Source organism: Rhodococcus sp. LB1, assembly GCF_001583455.1.
In the GTDB taxonomy this organism is placed as follows: Bacteria; Actinomycetota; Actinomycetes; order Mycobacteriales; family Mycobacteriaceae; genus Rhodococcus_F; species Rhodococcus_F opacus.
The window spans coordinates 284336-299956 of the sequence record NZ_LTCZ01000290.1 but is presented as its reverse complement, the minus strand read 5'-3'; the positions used below and the strand labels follow the sequence as shown (position 1 = coordinate 299956).

Annotated in this window: 17 protein-coding genes; 9 read left to right on the top strand and 8 right to left on the bottom strand. The window is 68.2% G+C overall.

Going from position 1 to position 15621, the window contains the following annotated elements:
- Window positions 1–5: 5 nt before the first annotated feature.
- Entirely contained in the window at window positions 6–1355 is a 1350-nt protein-coding gene (locus AZG88_RS30890; protein ID WP_061700030.1) for a hypothetical protein, read from the top strand.
- Between the two features lie 3 nt (window positions 1356–1358).
- Here the strand turns inward: AZG88_RS30890 and AZG88_RS30885 are convergent, their stop codons facing one another.
- Both AZG88_RS30885 and AZG88_RS30880 read right to left on the bottom strand, forming a co-directional pair.
- Window positions 1359–2798 carry an amidase gene (locus AZG88_RS30885; RefSeq protein ID WP_061041716.1) on the bottom strand — a complete coding sequence of 480 codons (1440 nt, stop codon included), beginning with the start codon at window positions 2796–2798 and terminating at the stop codon, window positions 1359–1361.
- A 115-nt stretch (window positions 2799–2913) separates the two neighbouring features.
- Window positions 2914–3537 (bottom strand): superoxide dismutase, encoded by a 624-nt coding sequence (locus tag AZG88_RS30880; protein WP_005248891.1) that lies wholly within the window; start codon window positions 3535–3537, stop codon window positions 2914–2916.
- Between the two features lie 258 nt (window positions 3538–3795).
- Between AZG88_RS30880 and AZG88_RS30875 the strand changes: the two genes are divergently transcribed.
- Both AZG88_RS30875 and msrA read left to right on the top strand, forming a co-directional pair.
- On the top strand, window positions 3796–4989 hold the full coding sequence (locus AZG88_RS30875; RefSeq protein WP_061700029.1) for an acyltransferase family protein: 1194 nt from the start codon (window positions 3796–3798) through the stop codon (window positions 4987–4989).
- Window positions 4949–5659, top strand: a complete 711-nt coding sequence (gene msrA / locus AZG88_RS30870) for a peptide-methionine (S)-S-oxide reductase MsrA (protein ID WP_037204971.1) — start codon at window positions 4949–4951, stop codon at window positions 5657–5659. The genes AZG88_RS30875 and msrA overlap by 41 nt, the downstream gene beginning before the upstream one ends.
- A gap of 9 nt (window positions 5660–5668) precedes the next feature.
- Here the strand turns inward: msrA and AZG88_RS30865 are convergent, their stop codons facing one another.
- Together AZG88_RS30865 and AZG88_RS30860 are read right to left on the bottom strand one after the other, a co-directional pair.
- Window positions 5669–6136 (bottom strand): anthrone oxygenase family protein, encoded by a 468-nt coding sequence (locus tag AZG88_RS30865; RefSeq protein ID WP_061700028.1) that lies wholly within the window; start codon window positions 6134–6136, stop codon window positions 5669–5671.
- A gap of 2 nt (window positions 6137–6138) precedes the next feature.
- Window positions 6139–6969, bottom strand: a complete 831-nt coding sequence (locus AZG88_RS30860) for an NmrA family transcriptional regulator (protein WP_061700027.1) — start codon at window positions 6967–6969, stop codon at window positions 6139–6141.
- A gap of 81 nt (window positions 6970–7050) precedes the next feature.
- Between AZG88_RS30860 and AZG88_RS30855 the strand changes: the two genes are divergently transcribed.
- Window positions 7051–7992, top strand: a complete 942-nt coding sequence (locus AZG88_RS30855) for an AraC family transcriptional regulator (RefSeq protein WP_061700026.1) — start codon at window positions 7051–7053, stop codon at window positions 7990–7992.
- A 108-nt stretch (window positions 7993–8100) separates the two neighbouring features.
- Window positions 8101–8694 carry an Rv1733c family protein gene (locus tag AZG88_RS30850; protein WP_061700025.1) on the top strand — a complete coding sequence of 198 codons (594 nt, stop codon included), beginning with the start codon at window positions 8101–8103 and terminating at the stop codon, window positions 8692–8694.
- Between the two features lie 6 nt (window positions 8695–8700).
- Here AZG88_RS30850 and AZG88_RS30845 read toward each other — a convergent pair whose 3' ends face one another.
- A complete protein-coding gene (locus AZG88_RS30845) occupies window positions 8701–9012 on the bottom strand; it encodes a DUF3303 domain-containing protein (RefSeq protein WP_005248883.1) in 312 nt (103 codons plus the stop codon).
- 26 nt (window positions 9013–9038) lie between these two features.
- Entirely contained in the window at window positions 9039–9170 is a 132-nt protein-coding gene (locus tag AZG88_RS55160) for a hypothetical protein (RefSeq protein WP_264297271.1), read from the bottom strand.
- A 149-nt stretch (window positions 9171–9319) separates the two neighbouring features.
- Between AZG88_RS55160 and AZG88_RS30840 the strand changes: the two genes are divergently transcribed.
- A complete protein-coding gene (locus AZG88_RS30840; RefSeq protein ID WP_025431645.1) occupies window positions 9320–9799 on the top strand; it encodes a RidA family protein in 480 nt (159 codons plus the stop codon).
- Here the strand turns inward: AZG88_RS30840 and AZG88_RS30835 are convergent.
- Window positions 9796–10725: an LLM class F420-dependent oxidoreductase gene (locus AZG88_RS30835; protein ID WP_061700024.1), complete on the bottom strand. Its 930-nt coding sequence runs from the start codon at window positions 10723–10725 to the stop codon at window positions 9796–9798. The genes AZG88_RS30840 and AZG88_RS30835 overlap by 4 nt on opposite strands.
- Before the next feature lie 41 nt (window positions 10726–10766).
- Between AZG88_RS30835 and AZG88_RS30830 the strand changes: the two genes are divergently transcribed.
- Entirely contained in the window at window positions 10767–11633 is an 867-nt protein-coding gene (locus AZG88_RS30830; protein WP_005248879.1) for a S49 family peptidase, read from the top strand.
- Here the strand turns inward: AZG88_RS30830 and AZG88_RS30825 are convergent, their stop codons facing one another.
- A complete protein-coding gene (locus tag AZG88_RS30825) occupies window positions 11634–13415 on the bottom strand; it encodes a hypothetical protein (protein ID WP_061700023.1) in 1782 nt (593 codons plus the stop codon).
- Between the two features lie 456 nt (window positions 13416–13871).
- Between AZG88_RS30825 and AZG88_RS30820 the strand changes: the two genes are divergently transcribed.
- Together AZG88_RS30820 and AZG88_RS30815 are read left to right on the top strand one after the other, a co-directional pair.
- Entirely contained in the window at window positions 13872–14855 is a 984-nt protein-coding gene (locus AZG88_RS30820) for a DUF4328 domain-containing protein (protein WP_061700022.1), read from the top strand.
- Window positions 14852–15616, top strand: coding sequence for a glycerophosphodiester phosphodiesterase (locus AZG88_RS30815; RefSeq protein ID WP_005248875.1), 765 nt, complete (start codon window positions 14852–14854; stop codon window positions 15614–15616). Before AZG88_RS30820 ends, AZG88_RS30815 begins: the two co-directional genes overlap by 4 nt.
- The last annotated feature ends 5 nt before the right edge of the window (window positions 15617–15621 follow it).

The window sequence follows — 15621 nt, the reverse complement described above, 5'->3', positions numbered from 1 at the left end:
CCGGAATGACCTCTGAGCGCGCACGGAATTCCGCGAATCACGCCCGAACCGAGCCGACGCGAAAGGTCCTCACTTCGCGGCGCGTCGCCGCGGCCGCCCTGGCCGGGTTGGTGCTGGCGTCCGCGGGGGGACTCGGTTACCTGTTCCTCGGTGACAGCGGGGCAGACAGCCGGACCGTGGCGATCGTCAACACCGACGCCGGCGCGACCGTGGACGGAAAACCGGTGCGTGCGAGCGACACCCTGATCGAGAAGCTCGAGGCGAACGAGGCCTTCGACTGGCAGGTGGTCGACGCGGACGCGGCGGCGGGCGGCGACTGGTTCGCCACGGTGACCGTGCCCGAGGACTTCAGCGAGGCGGTGTCCTCGGTGTGGGGTGCAAAGCCGCGGCAGGCGACCCTCGACCTCGACGTCGCAGGTTCCGACACCGGTGCGTCCGAGGAACTCTCCGGAGTGGTGTCCTCCCAGATCGGCGCGGACGGCATCACGGATCTGCTGGCGGACATGTCCTCGTCGCGGACCCGGTTCCAGCAGGCGGGAATGACGGCCGGATTCCTCGCAGCCGGGACGGCCGCGGCGGACGATGCGGCGCAACAGCTCACGGAGGGCGCCGACACTCTGCTCCCGTATCTCGAGACGGCGCGTTCCGGCTCGGTGCAACTGCTGGGCGTCGCCGACCAGGTGGCGGGCGTGGTCGACCAGACGTCGGGGACGGCCAACGACCTCGCGGACCGGTTGAGCGCGTTGGGGCTGACGCTGGGCGAGGCGAACGACAGCGCGACCCAGATGCGTACCAGAATCGACGAGGCGATCCGCGTTCTCGACGCCACTCCCGTTGCATCGGACGTGGTCCCGTCGCTCCGACAGGTCAGTGCCGACCTCGATCTGTTCTCCGCGCAGCTGGGCTCGGTGCCCGGTCTGCTGGGCGGAGGAGTCGGCCCCGACACGGATCTGGGCGAACTCGTCCGCGTCGCGATGGGTCAGCTCACCGACGCCAGCAATCAGCTGAGCAGCGGGGCGCGGCAGCTGAACGACGGCATCGTCCCGATCGCCGATCAGGCACCGGAGATGCTCGAAGGCGCCACCTCGCAGATCGTCGACGGGTTCGCGAAGCTGAAGACGTTGTCCGGGCAGCTGTCGACCGACCTCAACAACGGTGTCGCGGCGATGCCGGTGCGCACGGCCGCTCAGCAGAACCAGTTGGCGACGGTGCTCGCCGAACCGGTCGCGGTCACCCGCACACTGTCCGCGCCGTCGCCGATCCTCACCGCCGAGCACCTCGCCGTCGGCTTCGGGATCACGACGGTGCTGCTGGCGGGTGCGGTGGTGTGGATGGGTGTGCGGCGCAGGACCTGACCGTCAGCGGGCGTCCTGGATACGACGCCACGGCGTGGCCTGCTCGAGCTCGAACGCCAGCTCGAGCAGCGTCCGCTCGTCGCCGTGGTCGGCGGAGAAGTGCGACGCCAGCGGCAGGCCGCGGGACGTCTCGTGCATCGGCAGCGAGATGGCCGGTCCGCCCGACGCGTTGTTCAACGGCGTGAACGCCGTGTAGGCGATCAGCTTGTCGAACAACTCCTCGAAACTCTGTGTCGGCGAAAGATATCCGAGCTCCGGCGTCGTGTGGGCCAGGGTGGGAGACAGGATCACGTCGTATTTCTGGAAGATCTGCGCGTACTCACGGTACGTGCGCCGCAACCGGTAGAGCACCCGTGGAGTCTTCGCGATGTTCTTGCGGTACATCGCGGCGAGTCCGCGCGTCAGATTGTCGGTGGCGTCGCGGTCGAAGTCCGGTCCGAGCATCCGCTTGCCGTTGCTGGAGATGACGAACGACAGGAACCCCCAGTAGATGCAGAAGTCCTCGACGAACGAGGAGTTCACCGGCATCGGGCACTCCTCGACGTGGTGCCCGAGGTCCGCCAGCAGATCGGCGGTCGCGTGGACCGACTTGCGGGTCTCGTCGTCCGTGCGGGACACGGTGACCGAGTCGACCACCACCCCGACCTTCAGCCGGGTGCTGCTCGGCCCCTCGACCAACCGGATGGGTGGCAGTGCCGGATTGCGGTAGTGGCGTTCGGCGGCCGCCATCCACCGTGCGGTGTCCCGCACCGAGCGGGTGACGGCGCCCTGCGCGATGATCCGGATCGGCAGCGTCTTGTCCATGGCGTCGGGGACCGTCCGCCCACGGGACGGTTTCAGGCCGACGAGCCCACACGCGGCCGCGGGTATGCGGATGGATCCGCCACCGTCGTTGGCGTGCGCGATCGGCACGACACCCGAAGCGACGAGTGCGGCCGAACCACCCGAGGACGCCCCCGGCGAGAACGCGAGATTCCACGGATTGTGCACGGCCTCGGCGTCCATGAACTCGGTGGACGCGCTGAACCCGAACTCGGGGAGCCGACTCTTCCCCAGCGAGAGAACACCTGTGGACAGGTACTGCGTGACGAAGTCGCTGTCGACCCGGGCGGGCTGCGCGGCGAAGGCGACGCTGCCGTGCTGCGTGGGCAGGCCGGCGACGTCGACGTTGTCCTTGACGACGGTCGGCACTCCCGCGAAGACACCCTCGTGCGGGCGGTCCGCCTCCGTCAGCGCACGGTCGAAGTCGGCGAACGCCAGGGCGTTCAGGGTGGGTCCGACCGACTCGGCTCGCGCGATCGCCGCCTCCGTCACCTCCCGGACCGACACCTCCCCGGCGGCGATCCGTGCCGCGAGGCCGGTGGCGTCGAGGTCGCCGAGCGCGTCGTCGCGGAAGGCGTGGACGACGGTGTCGTCTCGGGCGGGATTGCTGAACTCGGTCACTTCCGAAGCCTATTGGACGCTCGGCCTGCTCGGAAGGAATTCCGGACCCGAAACGAGCACGGGCGCACGGACACACCCGAAAGTGGTCCGTGCGCCCGTGGCTGCGAAGCGGAAACTAGACGATCAGGCCCGCGGTCTGCGTGCGTGCCTTCTCGAAACGAGCGGCGACGTCGGCCCAGTTCACGATGTTCCAGAATGCCTTGACGTAGTCGCCCTTGACGTTCTGGTAGTCGAGGTAGAAGGCGTGCTCCCACATGTCGAGGAGCAGCAGCGGCGTGAGGCCGATCGGGATGTTGCCCTGCTGGTCGTACAGCTGGACGATGAGCAGGCGCTGTCCGATGGAGTCCCAGGCCAGGATGGACCAGCCGGAGCCCTGGATGGCGTTGGCGTTGGCCGAGAAGTGGTTGCGGAACGCGTCGAAGCCGCCGAACTGGTCGTCGATCGCGGCTGCGAGCTCACCGGTCGGCTTGTCGCCACCGTCGGGCGAGAGGTTGTTCCAGAAGACGGAGTGGTTGGTGTGGCCGCCCAAGTGGAAGGCGAGGTTCTTCTCGTGCAGGTTGACCACGGCGGGCAGGGTGTCCGACTCGCGGAGCTCGGCCAGCTTGTCGAGGGCCGTGTTGGCACCGGTCACGTACGCGGCGTGATGCTTGTCGTGGTGCAGTTCCATGATCTTGCCGGAAATGTGCGGCTCGAGAGCTGCGTAGTCGTACGGGAGTTCCGGCAGCGTGTAAACAGACACGAGGGTCCCTTCATCTATGGGCGTGTGAGCCCTTGTGTTTCCGGGTGTCGACGACACGTGGGCACGCGTCTGACACCCGCCTTTGGCGAATCGTTCTCGGGTATATACCCAATCTCATTGGTACACCCTGCGCAACAGTTGGGGTCACGGAGCGATTCCCGCAAAGGAAAGTTCGGGCACCCGAAAAAAGGCTGTCGCGGTGACACTGGATGTCGTGAGAATTCGTCCGAGCGGTGAACGGAACCTTAAGCTGACGCGATGCCTTCGCTGATACCTGTTGCAGATTCGCATGCGGCCGCGCCGCGTGTGGAGCTCACGGGCGCGAACCTGCTCCGCTTTTTCGCAGTTCTGGCCGTGATCTACTCGCACATTTCGTTCTATCTGATCGACGACCTCGGAACCGGATGGTGGTTCATCGACGTCGTCTATCAAATCTTCATCGAGCGGGGCGGTCTCAACCAGCATCTGTCCTTTCTCGGGGTCGCCGTCTTCATGATGCTGACCGGGGTGTTGATCACCCGTTCGGCCATTCGTCACGAACCCGGGCAATTTCTGGTCAACCGGCTCGGACGAATCCTGCCCGCATTCTGGGTGGCCGTTCTCGCCGCGATCGTGCTGGTCCGCCTCGGCATCAACGGCATGTTCAGCGGCCAGGACGGGGTGTCGAATGTCGACGCGGCCCTGAGTTTCGTGCTCGGCGGTTTCTTCCTCAAACCCGAGGTGGCGGTTCTCGGGGTCACCTGGACCCTCGCCGTGCAGATCTTCTTCTACCTCGCCTGCGTGGCCGCGCGCCCCGTTCTGCGCACCCTGCCCATCGCGATGCCGATGGCCGGTGCCGCGCTCTGCGCGCTGATCCTGCTCTACAACCTGTACGCGCCGCAGCCGTACACGGTCCCGATGCTGTCCAAGATCGCCGCGACGCTGCCTGCCGTGTTCCTCGGGCAGATCATCTACCTCGGCTGGGCGCGGCTCGCGGACTGCCGGTGGATCGTCGTCGCCGGGCTCGCCCAGGTCGAGGTCATCCGCCTCGCCACCGACTTCCGGGTCTACTGGGCCGGCGATCACTACCTCTGGACGTTCGCCGTCGTCACCGCGTGCGTCGTGCTGGTGGCCCGATACGACGGTCCCGCGGCGCACTGGGCCGTCGTGCGGTGGACCGCGACGCGCAGTTACGCGATCTACCTGGTCCACACGCTGATCCTCTACCGCGTGTACGAGCACACGGTCGGCTCGTTCGGCGAGACCGGGGCGGTGATCGCATTCCTCGTGGTGACGGCACTGGTGTCGGAGGCGATGTACCGGTGGGTGGAGGTCCCCGCGACGGGGTGGGTGACCGCTCGCGTCGAGCGGATGCGCAGACAGTCGGCGCTCGCCCAGGAGACCACTCCCGCACCGCGCGTAGCATCGAATCATGTCTTGGTACGACGAGCTTCTGGGTCGAGCAGCCGCTAAGTCCGTGATGGTCACCGCCGAGGACGCCCTCCCCGGTCGCAGTCAGCCGATTCCCGTTCCGGCGACGCACTTCGTCAACGGTCACCCCTTGCAGCCCCCGTTCCCGGAGGGCATGCAGACCGCCGTGCTGGGCATGGGATGTTTCTGGGGCGCCGAGAAGGAGTTCTGGCAACTCGACGGCGTCTACACCACCGCGGTGGGATACGCCGGCGGCTACACGCCCAACCCCACCTACGAGGAGACCTGCTCCGGTCGCACCGGTCACACCGAGGTCGTGCTCGTGGTCTTCGACCCGAAGGTGATCTCGTACGCCGAGATCCTCAAGGAGTTCTGGGAGAACCACGACCCCACACAGGGCATGCGGCAGGGCAACGACCAGGGAACGCAGTACCGTTCGGCCATCTACACGATCGACGAACAGCAGGTGGAGATCGCCGAGGCCACCGGTGAGGCGTTCGAGAAGAGGCTCGCCGAAGCCGGGTACGGAGCGATCACCACGGAGATCGCCCCGCTCACGCAGTTCTACTACGCCGAGGACTACCACCAGCAGTACCTCGCGAAGAACCCCGGCGGTTACTGCCCCGTGCACGCCACCGGCGTCAGCTGCCCGGTCGGGCTGCTGAAGCAGGACGAGGTGCCGGCGCAGACCGACATCCTGCCGCCCTCGTAGCCCCCGGTTTCAACCGCGGGTCGCGGACCACGTCAGCACCGCGGACGCCGCGATGGCGCTGACGGTGCGCACGTGGTTCCACCCGGTCCATCCCGACACGTAGTCGCGCCAGTACGCCGCCGAGTCGGCCGCCGTGGGATCGATCGCGTCCAGCGCGTTGTTGTGCGGCACGTGATAGACGATGGTCAGCACGATCCCCACGAGATACAGCGCGCAGGCGATTACCGCGTAGACGGCCGAACCGTCGTGCCGCACCACACTGACGACCGCGAGCACGATCGACGTCAGTGCGGTGCCGAACAACGCCGTCATGAACCAGAAGTTCGGCGCCTCCCGGTTGATCGCCTGCATCGCCGCGATGCCCTGAGCCGGCTCCAGGCGACCGAGCCCGGTCATGATGAACGTGGAGAACGCGAACATCACGCCGCCCACCACGCCGGCGCCCACCGCCGTGACGACCGTCAGATAACGCTCCATGGTCAGACCCTCCAGACACCGGCCGCTGCTGCGGCGCGGACGTAGTCGGTGAAGTCGCGGGGCGCGCGCCCCAGAGCGCGTTCCACCCCGTCGGTGAGTGATGCGTTGCGCCCGTCCAGCACTTCGCCGAACAGGTAGGTGAGCAGGCCGATCGCGTCGGACGGTACCCCCTGCCCGGCCAGGGCCGTCGAATACTCTTCCGAAGTGACTGGGGTGTATCGGATTTCGCGACCCGTTGCCTCCGAGATCTCGGCGACGGCGTCACCGAACGACAACAACCGCGGTCCGGTCAGTTCGTAGAGTTCGCCGGCGTGGCGGTCCCCGGTCAGTGCGGCGACGGCGATCTCGGCGAGATCGTCGGCGTCGACGAAGGGTTCGAGCACGCGCCCGTCGACGGGCAGTGCGAGGTCGCCGGCGAGCAGGGAGTCGAGCATGAAGCTCTCGCTGAAATTCTGGCTGAACCAACTGGACCGGAGGATCGTCCACTCGGCTCCCGCCTTGCGGATCGCCAGTTCGCTGCGCTCCGCCTCGGTTTCGCCGCGACCGGAGAGCAGGACGAGTCGCCGGGCGCCGTTCGCGACGGCCAGGCCCGCGAACTCCTCGACGACCTCCGCCGCTCCCGGCACCGCGAGATCCGGGTAGTAGGCGATGTACACCGAGGTGATTCCGTCCAGTGCGGGCCGCCACGTGTCCCTGTTCTCCCAGTCGAACGGGGGATGGCCGGAGCGGGAGCCGCTCCGAGCGGGTACTTCTGCGGCGGCGAGCCGGGCGAGGACGCGGCTGCCGACCTTGCCGGTGCCGGTGAGGACGAGTGTGTGCGGTGTCGTTGTCATGTCTTTCAGTCAAGACGGCGATGCCGAGACTTTCCATGGTTGAAACGCGCTGATCCATACGCGAGCGTCTACGCTGGATGTGTGGATCCCCTCGCCGGTCTCATCAGTGGTCCCCGTGCCGCAGGCGCGTTCGTGCTCCGCTCGATCATGGAACCGCCGTGGTCGCTGCAGATCGACGACGACGCGCCGCTCAGCCTCGTCGCGATGGGCCGGGGAGAGGCGTGGATCCTTCCGCACACCGGCGACCCGGTGCAGCTCACCGAGGGTGACGTCGCGATCGTTCGCGGACCCGAGCGCTACGTCGTCGCCGACCATCCGGACACCCCGCCGCACGTGATCATCAACCCCGACCAGAGTTGCACGACGCTCCGCGGGGAACCGCTCGCCGAGGCGATGGACCTCGGGGTGCGTACCTGGGGAAACAGTGCGGACGGCCGCACGGTCATGCTGACCGGGACGTACCAGACCCCGGGCGAGATCAGCATGCGACTGCTGACCGCGCTCCCGGAACTCGTCGTGCAGCGCCGCGCCGACTGGGACTCGCGGCTGGTCACCCTCATGCACGACGAAGTGGTGCGGGACGAACCCGGACAGGAAGCGGTGCTCGACCGTCTGCTCGACCTGCTGCTGATCGCGGTGCTACGCGCCTGGTTCGCGCGGCCGGCGGCCGAGGCGCCGTCGTGGGTGCGGGCGCAGAGCGACCCGGTGGTCGGCAAGGCGATGCGCATCCTGCAGAACAACCCCTCCCGTCAGTGGACCGTGGAGTCGCTCGCCGCGGAAACCGGCATGTCGCGGGCTGCCCTCGCGCGACGGTTCACGGACCTCGTCGGCGAACCGCCCATGACTTTCCTCGCCGGCTGGCGGCTGTCCCTGGCCGCGGATCTGCTCCGCGAACCGGACGCGACGGTGGCGACGGTGGCGCAGCGGGTGGGGTACGGCAGCGCATTCGCGCTGAGTGCGGCGTTCAAACGCGTGCGCGGAGTGAGCCCCAAGGAGCATCGTGAGATGGCGGGGAGCAGATGAGTGTATTACGGCACAGTGCCCAAAGACACACCGGATTGACTTGATCTTGTTTGCCTTGCGTACGACCCTGGATGGTAGGGAATTGTCGGCGAGAGGACCGGATCCGGAATGTGGAACAACTCTCAAGCACGGGGGCTGCGTAAGCGGTCGGCCCGTCAGGGGCAGAACCCGCTACTCCGGCGCTCGGACCGGATCGAGAACATGCTCACCCTCGCGGTCGTTGTGCTCGCGTTCGCGATGCTTCCCCTGGCCATCCTCGTGGGCGCCCGGACCATCGACAGTCAACTGACGCTGGCGGAGAAGCAGGTCGCGGACTACCGCACCGTCTCCGCCACCACGCTCGCCGACTCCACCGGCGTGTCCGTCACCTCCGATGTCGCACCGTCGGGCGTCGACACCGCCCCCGCCAAATGGACGTGGGGCAACGAAACCCGCCACGCCGACATCACGGTCGACCCCGCCACGCCTTCGGGAACGAAGGAAGACATCTGGGTCAACGCCGACGGCAACCTCACCACCGAACCGATGTCGCCGTCGGCGGCACGAGTGGCCGGCGTGATCGCCGGGATGTTCACCTGGTTCGCGGTGATGATGATCGCGCTGTCCGGCTTCCTCATCTGCCGCGCCTCCCTGAACCGCGCCCGCGACGCGCAGTGGGATCGCGACCTCCGCCAGTTCCTGGATTCGACCACCCGGCACTGAGCCCGCTCAGCTGATCGAGCCCCTGAACTCGACCGCCTGCTGCGCAGCCTGCGTGGTGACGGCGATATCCGCGACAGGATAGACGTGGAACTCGAAGAAAGGTCCGAATTTCGTCGGGCCGTCCAAGACGTCGTTCGGGTCATCCGCCTCGACGAAGGCGAATCCCCCGGTTCCGTCCAGGCGACCGAGGAAATGATGGAAGGTCGCCCCTTCCGCCGGCGTCCATCTCGCGAACACTTCCAGGCTCCGCCGCGCAGCTTCCTCGTTCTCGGCGGCGGACCCACCATTACGCAGCGTCCAGGTAATCACGTACTTCATCGCACCCTCCCGAGGGCGTGCCGGGATCAGCTCGCGGGGACCGCGCCGAGCTGCTGAAGGAATCCGAGCGTGTCCCACACCTGCCAGGTCTCGACGATCTTGCGGTCGGCCGGCCGATGGATCGAGATCGCGTCCATCTCCTCGTAGAATCGACCCACTACCACTTCTTCCGCAAAACCCGTGACAACCTCCGGCGCACTCGAGTCACGGCCGTTCCGGTCGTACTTCGAGCATTCCACCGGTGGAAAGGGAATGGAATGCTGCTGAGCACGCCGAATGACCGGGGTCCTCGTCGAGCGGAGGAGTGATGGGCGCGGAGTCCCGACTACGTGATCTGGGGCTGGTACTGCCCCGCGCCGTCCAGCTGCCCCCGGGGGTGGAGTTGCCGTTCAGCTGGGTACGCGTGCACGGCCGCAGGGTGCTCGTGTCCGGTCACGGGCCGCTCGCCGAAGACGGCACACCCGCCGGACCGTTCGGGTCCGTTCCCACCGACGTGTCGGCCGCCGACGCCACGCACTCCGCCCGGCTCACCGCCCTCGCGGTCCTGGCGGGCGTCCGTCGTGCGGTGGGCGATCTCGACCGCATCGGTGCGTGGCTCACCGTCACGGGATTCGTCAACGCCGAGCCGGGCTACGAGCAGACGACCGCGGTGCTCAACGGGTTCTCCGAGGTGGTACTCGACGTGTTCGGCCCGGACATCGGCGACCACGCGCGGACGGCGATCGGGGTGGCCGCGCTGCCCCTCGATCTTCCGGTCGTCGTGGCCGCCGAACTCGAGCTCGCCTAGCCCAGTTGCGGAACGACCTCACTGGCGACCAATTCCAGGTGGTCGAGGTCGCCGAGATCGAGGGTCTGCAGGTAGATCCGCTGCGACCCGGCCTCGGCGTAGCGGCCGATCTTGTCGACGAGCTCGGCGGGCGACCCGGCGAGTCCGTTCGCCCGCAGCTCGCTCACCTCGCGTCCGATGCTCGTGGCGCGTTTCGCGATCTCCTCCTCGGTGCGCCCGCAGCACAGGACGAGCGCGTTGGAATACACCAACTCGGTGGGGTCGCGATCGATCGCCTTGCACGCGAGCCGGACCCGTTCGAACACGTCCCGCGTCTCGTCGACGGCCTGGAACGGGACGTTGAACTCGTCCGCGTACTTCGCGGCCAGCGCGGGGGTCTTCTTCTTGCCGGTGCCGCCGATCAGGACGGGCGGACCCTGCGGCTGCCGCGGCTTCGGGAGTGCGGGCGAATCCTTGACCGTCACGTGCGTCCCGTCGTAGGAGAACGTCTCGCCGAGCGGAGTGCGCCACAGCCCCGTGATCACGGCGAGGGACTCCTCGAGCCGCTCGAACCGCTCCTTCAGCGGCGGGAACGGGATGCCGTACGCCTGGTGCTCCTCCTCGTACCAGCCGGCGCCGATGCCGAGGTCGACGCGGCCGCCGCTCATCTGATCGACCTGCGCCACCGAGATCGCCAGCGGCCCGGGATACCGGAACGTCGCGGACGTGACGAGGGTGCCGAGACGGATCGTCGACGTCTCGCGGGCGAGACCCGCCAGCGTGATCCACGCATCGGTCGGTCCGGGAAGGCCCTCGGTGTTCATGGCGAGGTAGTGATCCGACCGGAAGAACGCGCCGTATCCGAAACGCTCGGCGGCCTGCGCCACCGCCAGAAGATCGTCGTACGTGGCACCCTGCTGGGGTTCGGTAAAGATTCGCAACTCCATGTGAACCACTCTGCCCGATCCGTGATCGGTACGCTGATTTCATGGCCAAGATCCCACTGAACCTGCCGAAACCGCTGGCCGACAAGCTGCCCGACGCGTTCGGAGGCTCCGGCGCCGGCGTGGTGCCGGTGGTGCGACTGCAGGGGATGATCGCTTCCGGCGGAGCGGGTTTCGGGCGTGCGCTGAGCGCGGAATCCGTCGAGGAACCGTTGCGACGCGCGTTCACCACGCACGGTGCAAAAGCGGTGGCGCTGCTGATCAACAGCCCCGGCGGGTCGCCGACGCAGAGCGAATACATCGCCGCCCGCATCCGTCAGCTCGCCACCGAACACGAACTGCCCGTGCTCGCGTTCTGCGAGGACGTCGTCGCGTCCGGCGGCTACTGGCTGGCCTGCGCGGCCGACGAGATCTACGCGACGGCCACGTCGGTGGTCGGCTCCGTGGGTGTGATCTCGGCGGGCTTCGGGTTCTCCGAACTGATCGACCGGCTGGGCATCGAACGGCGGCTGCACTCGGCCGGCGAGGCGAAGGCCCGCCTCGACCCGTTCTTCGCGGAGAAGTCCGAGGACGTGCAGTGGCTCGAACAGATCCAGGAAGGCATCCACGACGAGTTCCGCGACTGGGTGGTCGGCCGCCGTGGGGACAAGCTGAAGGCGGACGGGGCCGAGCTGTTCAACGGCGACGTCTGGCTGGGACGCCGCGCCGTCGAACTCGGCATCGTCGACGGGATCGGCACCCTGCGCGAGGTGGTGGAGAAGCGGTTCCCCGACGCCACCCTCGAGATGACCGGGCCGCGCCGCTCCCTCTTCGCGAAGCTCGGGCTGCCCGCTGCGAGCTGGGACGACGTGGCCGCCGCGATCGTCGGCGCGGCCGGTGCCCGCGTCGCCTGGTCGCGGTACGGGCGGTAACTACTTCGGCACGACGACCCCGACCGGGCCCGCGCCGATACACAGCGACAGGTCCGGGGTCAGGGTGCTCACCCGCACGCTCTGACCGCCGCCGGTGAGTCGCACGAACACCGAATTCGGGCCGCGGTGCACCGGCACCCGCACCGGGCTGCCTACCTCCATGGCGACGGCGATCTCACCGTCCGCGGTGGCCATGTAGTTCAGCTGCGCAGTCCACTCCCAGCCGGTCAGCGGCCCGTCCAGGGGAAGCGGGACGAAACTGCGCTGGTCGACCAGGTGCCCGCAGTCCGGAACCGATCCGGGATCGATCGCGCGCACCCACGTGACCTGGGCGTCGACCACCGAACCCGCGTCGTCGATCATCCTGAGGTCGGGGGTGCTGTCGGAGAACTCGGGGCGGTCGCGCAGCGGGGCGAAGACCCGGCTCACCAGGTTGTTCGGGTACGCCACCGGCAACAGCACCCAGATGGACGCGGGCTGCTGGAGGATCGGCGCGTCATCCCGTTCGGCGAGCGACGCACGCGCGGTCGCGAGGTACGCGGTGGTCGGGTTCTCCTCCCAACTGCGGGTGAACGTGTACGTCGACCACAGGCTGCTCGCGACGAACGCGGCCACGGCGGCGACGGCCACCAGCGGCCGCACCCGGACGGGGTCGGCTCGTCGGCGGGGAGCACGGGCGATCACCGCGACGGCGATCGCGAGGATCACCGCGGTGTCCGTGTAGTAGCGCAGCGTCTGCGCGAGTTCGTAGGTGGTGTCCGCGCCCCAGCGGGTGACGACCATCGCGGTCACCGACAGCAGGAAGTACGCGGCCGTGAGGACCCACACCCAGCCGATGCGGCGCTTCAGCCGGATCGTCGCGACGACCGCCGCGACGAGGACCACCCAGCCGACCACCTCCAGCGCCGTCGACGGGGAGGCCCACGGCGGACTCGGAATCCACCGATCCCAGGTCCACGGCCCCCCCACGAGCGTGGGCAGCAGCCCGAGCGAGGTGCCGTGGTGGAACAGTTCGAACGCGCGCGACGCACCCGCCCATTCCCACTGCGACGCGACGGTGGAGAAGTAGAACACCGCCCACACCGCGAGCACCGCCGCCGACGCGATCCAGAGGGCCGCTCCTCGCCGTAGCGTCGACCGCACCGGCCGCTCCCGCTCGCCGACGTGCGCGAGCAGGGCCACGGTCGCGAACGCGGCGAACGGGACCACGACGGACTTCTCGAAGAACAGCAGCGACGCGATCAACACGAGAGTGCCCGAGACCGCGTACCGCCGCCGCCCGGTTCGGCACAGTTCGAGGGCGTCGCGCGCCACCCAGGCCAGCGCGATCTGCAGGGGCAGTGCGTTGAGCGCCGCCGCCCACCAGGCGAACGCCGGCACGGTCAGCGGAGAGAACAGATAGATCGCCAGCGGAACCAGCAGGACGGGTCGTAGACCGAGGATCGTGCGAAGTAAGCGGAAGACCGCATACGACGCGACCGCCTGCAACGCGATCATCGTCAGCATCGGCAGGATCCACTGATACGGCGCCACCCGCGTCGCGATACCCGCAACCAGGAAGGCCCCGGGCATGAGATGACCGTCGTGGTCGTAGAGCAGGAGGTCGGCGGAGAGTAGCGGGAGGCTTCCGCCGCGTCCGGCGAGGATCAGATCGTCCCAGTAGAAGTCGCTGTGGGCGGCCACCCACGTCCGCACGAGAAGTTGCACCACGACGAGGGCGGCGGCCACCCGGAGGACACGGGCGGGCCCGAGGTGCCACCGCGATCCGACGTCGTCCGTCATCGTTTTCCGAGATTACAGATCGGGTGGAACCAAACCGCGCCGGGCTGCGTCAGATCAAGTGTCGGGACATTTTCGCCCGGCACAGGTGGGGGAGACGACGGCCGGTCCGGAGTTCTCGGGTCGCTTCGCGGGCGATCCGAACTGGAGGGGTAATTCCGGGCCGAGCCGTCGGTCACCGAGCCCGATTGTTCACCGAGCTGCGATGTCAAGTTCATCCACCGTTGTGGACCGTTCATCCGAAGCTGTCAACAATCGCGGATTCGCATGCGCTCTGACCTGTGTATGAGCACTACTCACACTGTCCATAACTGTGTATGAACCTGTGGAAACTGTGGATAACTCGGCATTTCGCGTGGTGCAGCTCACACATTCTCCCCAAAAAGGACGATTCGGTCGTGGGCTGCCCGCATTCGCGGGTCGTGACAGAATCGGCAATGTGAAGTGGGTGCGGAGGGCATGAGCGTCGTCGTTCAGGTGTGTGCGCGATGCGCGGCTCGGTGGCCGGTCCTCGGCTCCCCGGCGCAGTGGTGCCCGCGTTGCCACGGTGTGCTGCTCGCCCCCGTCCGCACCGACCAGCACCAGCCACCCGCGAGCCGGGGGTTCCGCTGGATCGCGCGATCCCCGCTGCGGAGGAGCGGTCTCGCGGCCGAGGCGCCGACGGCCGGCCCCACCCCGCACTACACCGAGATCCCCCGCTGGGGACTCCACGATCACGTCGAGGCCCCCTCCTCGCGGCGCGACTGGCCGGAACTGCTCGCCGGCAAGGCGGCCACCTTCCTCACCCTCACCGCCGGTTTGTACGCGTTCGCCGTCATCGCCGAACTTGGCCGGTACGCCGTCCTCCTCCGCAATCGGACCCGGCTGATCGATCCCACCCTGCTCGCCGTGTCCGACATCGCGGTGTTCCTCGGCCAGGCCGGCGGGATGCTCCTCGCACTGCTGTCGGGCATCGGCGGAGTGTGCTGGTTGCTGCGGATGCGTCGCCGCACGTTCGCCCGGGCCAAGACGTCCGACCCGCGGACCCCCACCGAGGTGATCGTCGGGTGCGCGGTGCCGGGCCTGAACCTGGTGATGCCGGGTGTGTACCTGCTCGAGGTGATCCGCCGCGACCCCCGCGCGGTCCTGCTGGTCCGTGCCTGGTGGAGCCTGTGGGTCTTCGGCGCGGTGCTCGTCGTCTTCAATTGGTTCTGGCGGTCCAGGCCGGGACTGCAGGCCATGGCGGACGGTGTCCTGCTGGCCGCCTTCACGGCGCTGGTCGCCTCCGCGACCGCCGTACTCGCACTGATGGTGCTCCGACGGCTCGAGGGCCGGACGCTGAAGGGGGCGAAGGAACCCGTCACCCGCTGGGTGATCGCCACCGGTCCGCCGCCGCAGACGGACGCGGAGAAATCCGCGGAGAAGACATCCGAGGCCAGCGACCGGGAAGCCGTCGCGTCGTGAGCCCCGACCGGCGCGGCCCCCTGGTGGTGGCGCACCGCGGCGCATCCGCGGCCATGCCGGAACACACGCTCGCCGCGTACGAGCTGGCGCTGGAAGAGGGCGCGGACGGGCTCGAATGCGACGTGCGGCTCACCCGCGACGGCCACCTCGTGTGCGTGCACGACCGCACCGTCGACCGGACGTCCACCGGAACCGGCGTCGTCAGCGAGATGACCCTCGAGGAGCTGGCGGAGTTCAACTACGGCACGGAAGACGAACCCGCCGAACTCCTCGAACTGAGCGCGCTGATCGCGCTCACCCTGGACTGGTCGGCGCGCCCGGTGAAGCTCTTCATCGAAACCAAGCATCCCGTGCGTTTCGGTGGCCTCGTCGAGAGCAAGGTGCTCGCCGAACTGCAACGCTTCGGCATCGCCGCACCTCCGTCCGCCGACCACTCCCGCGCAGTCGTGATGTCGTTCTCCGCCGGAGCGGTGTGGCGGATCCGCCGGTCGGCGCCGATGCTCCCGACCGTGCTGCTCGGAGAATCCGCCCGGTACCTCGGCGGGGGAGCCGCGACCACCGTCGGCGCCACCGCGGTCGGTCCGTCGGTGAAGACGCTGCACGAACACCCGGACATGGTCGACAAGGCCGCGGCCGCGGGGCGCGCGACGTACTGCTGGACCGTCGACAACCGCAGCGACGTCGAACTGTGCCGCGAACTCGGGGTCAGCTGGGTGGCCACCAACCACCCCGGCCGCACCAAGAAGTGGCTGGCGTCCTGACCGGA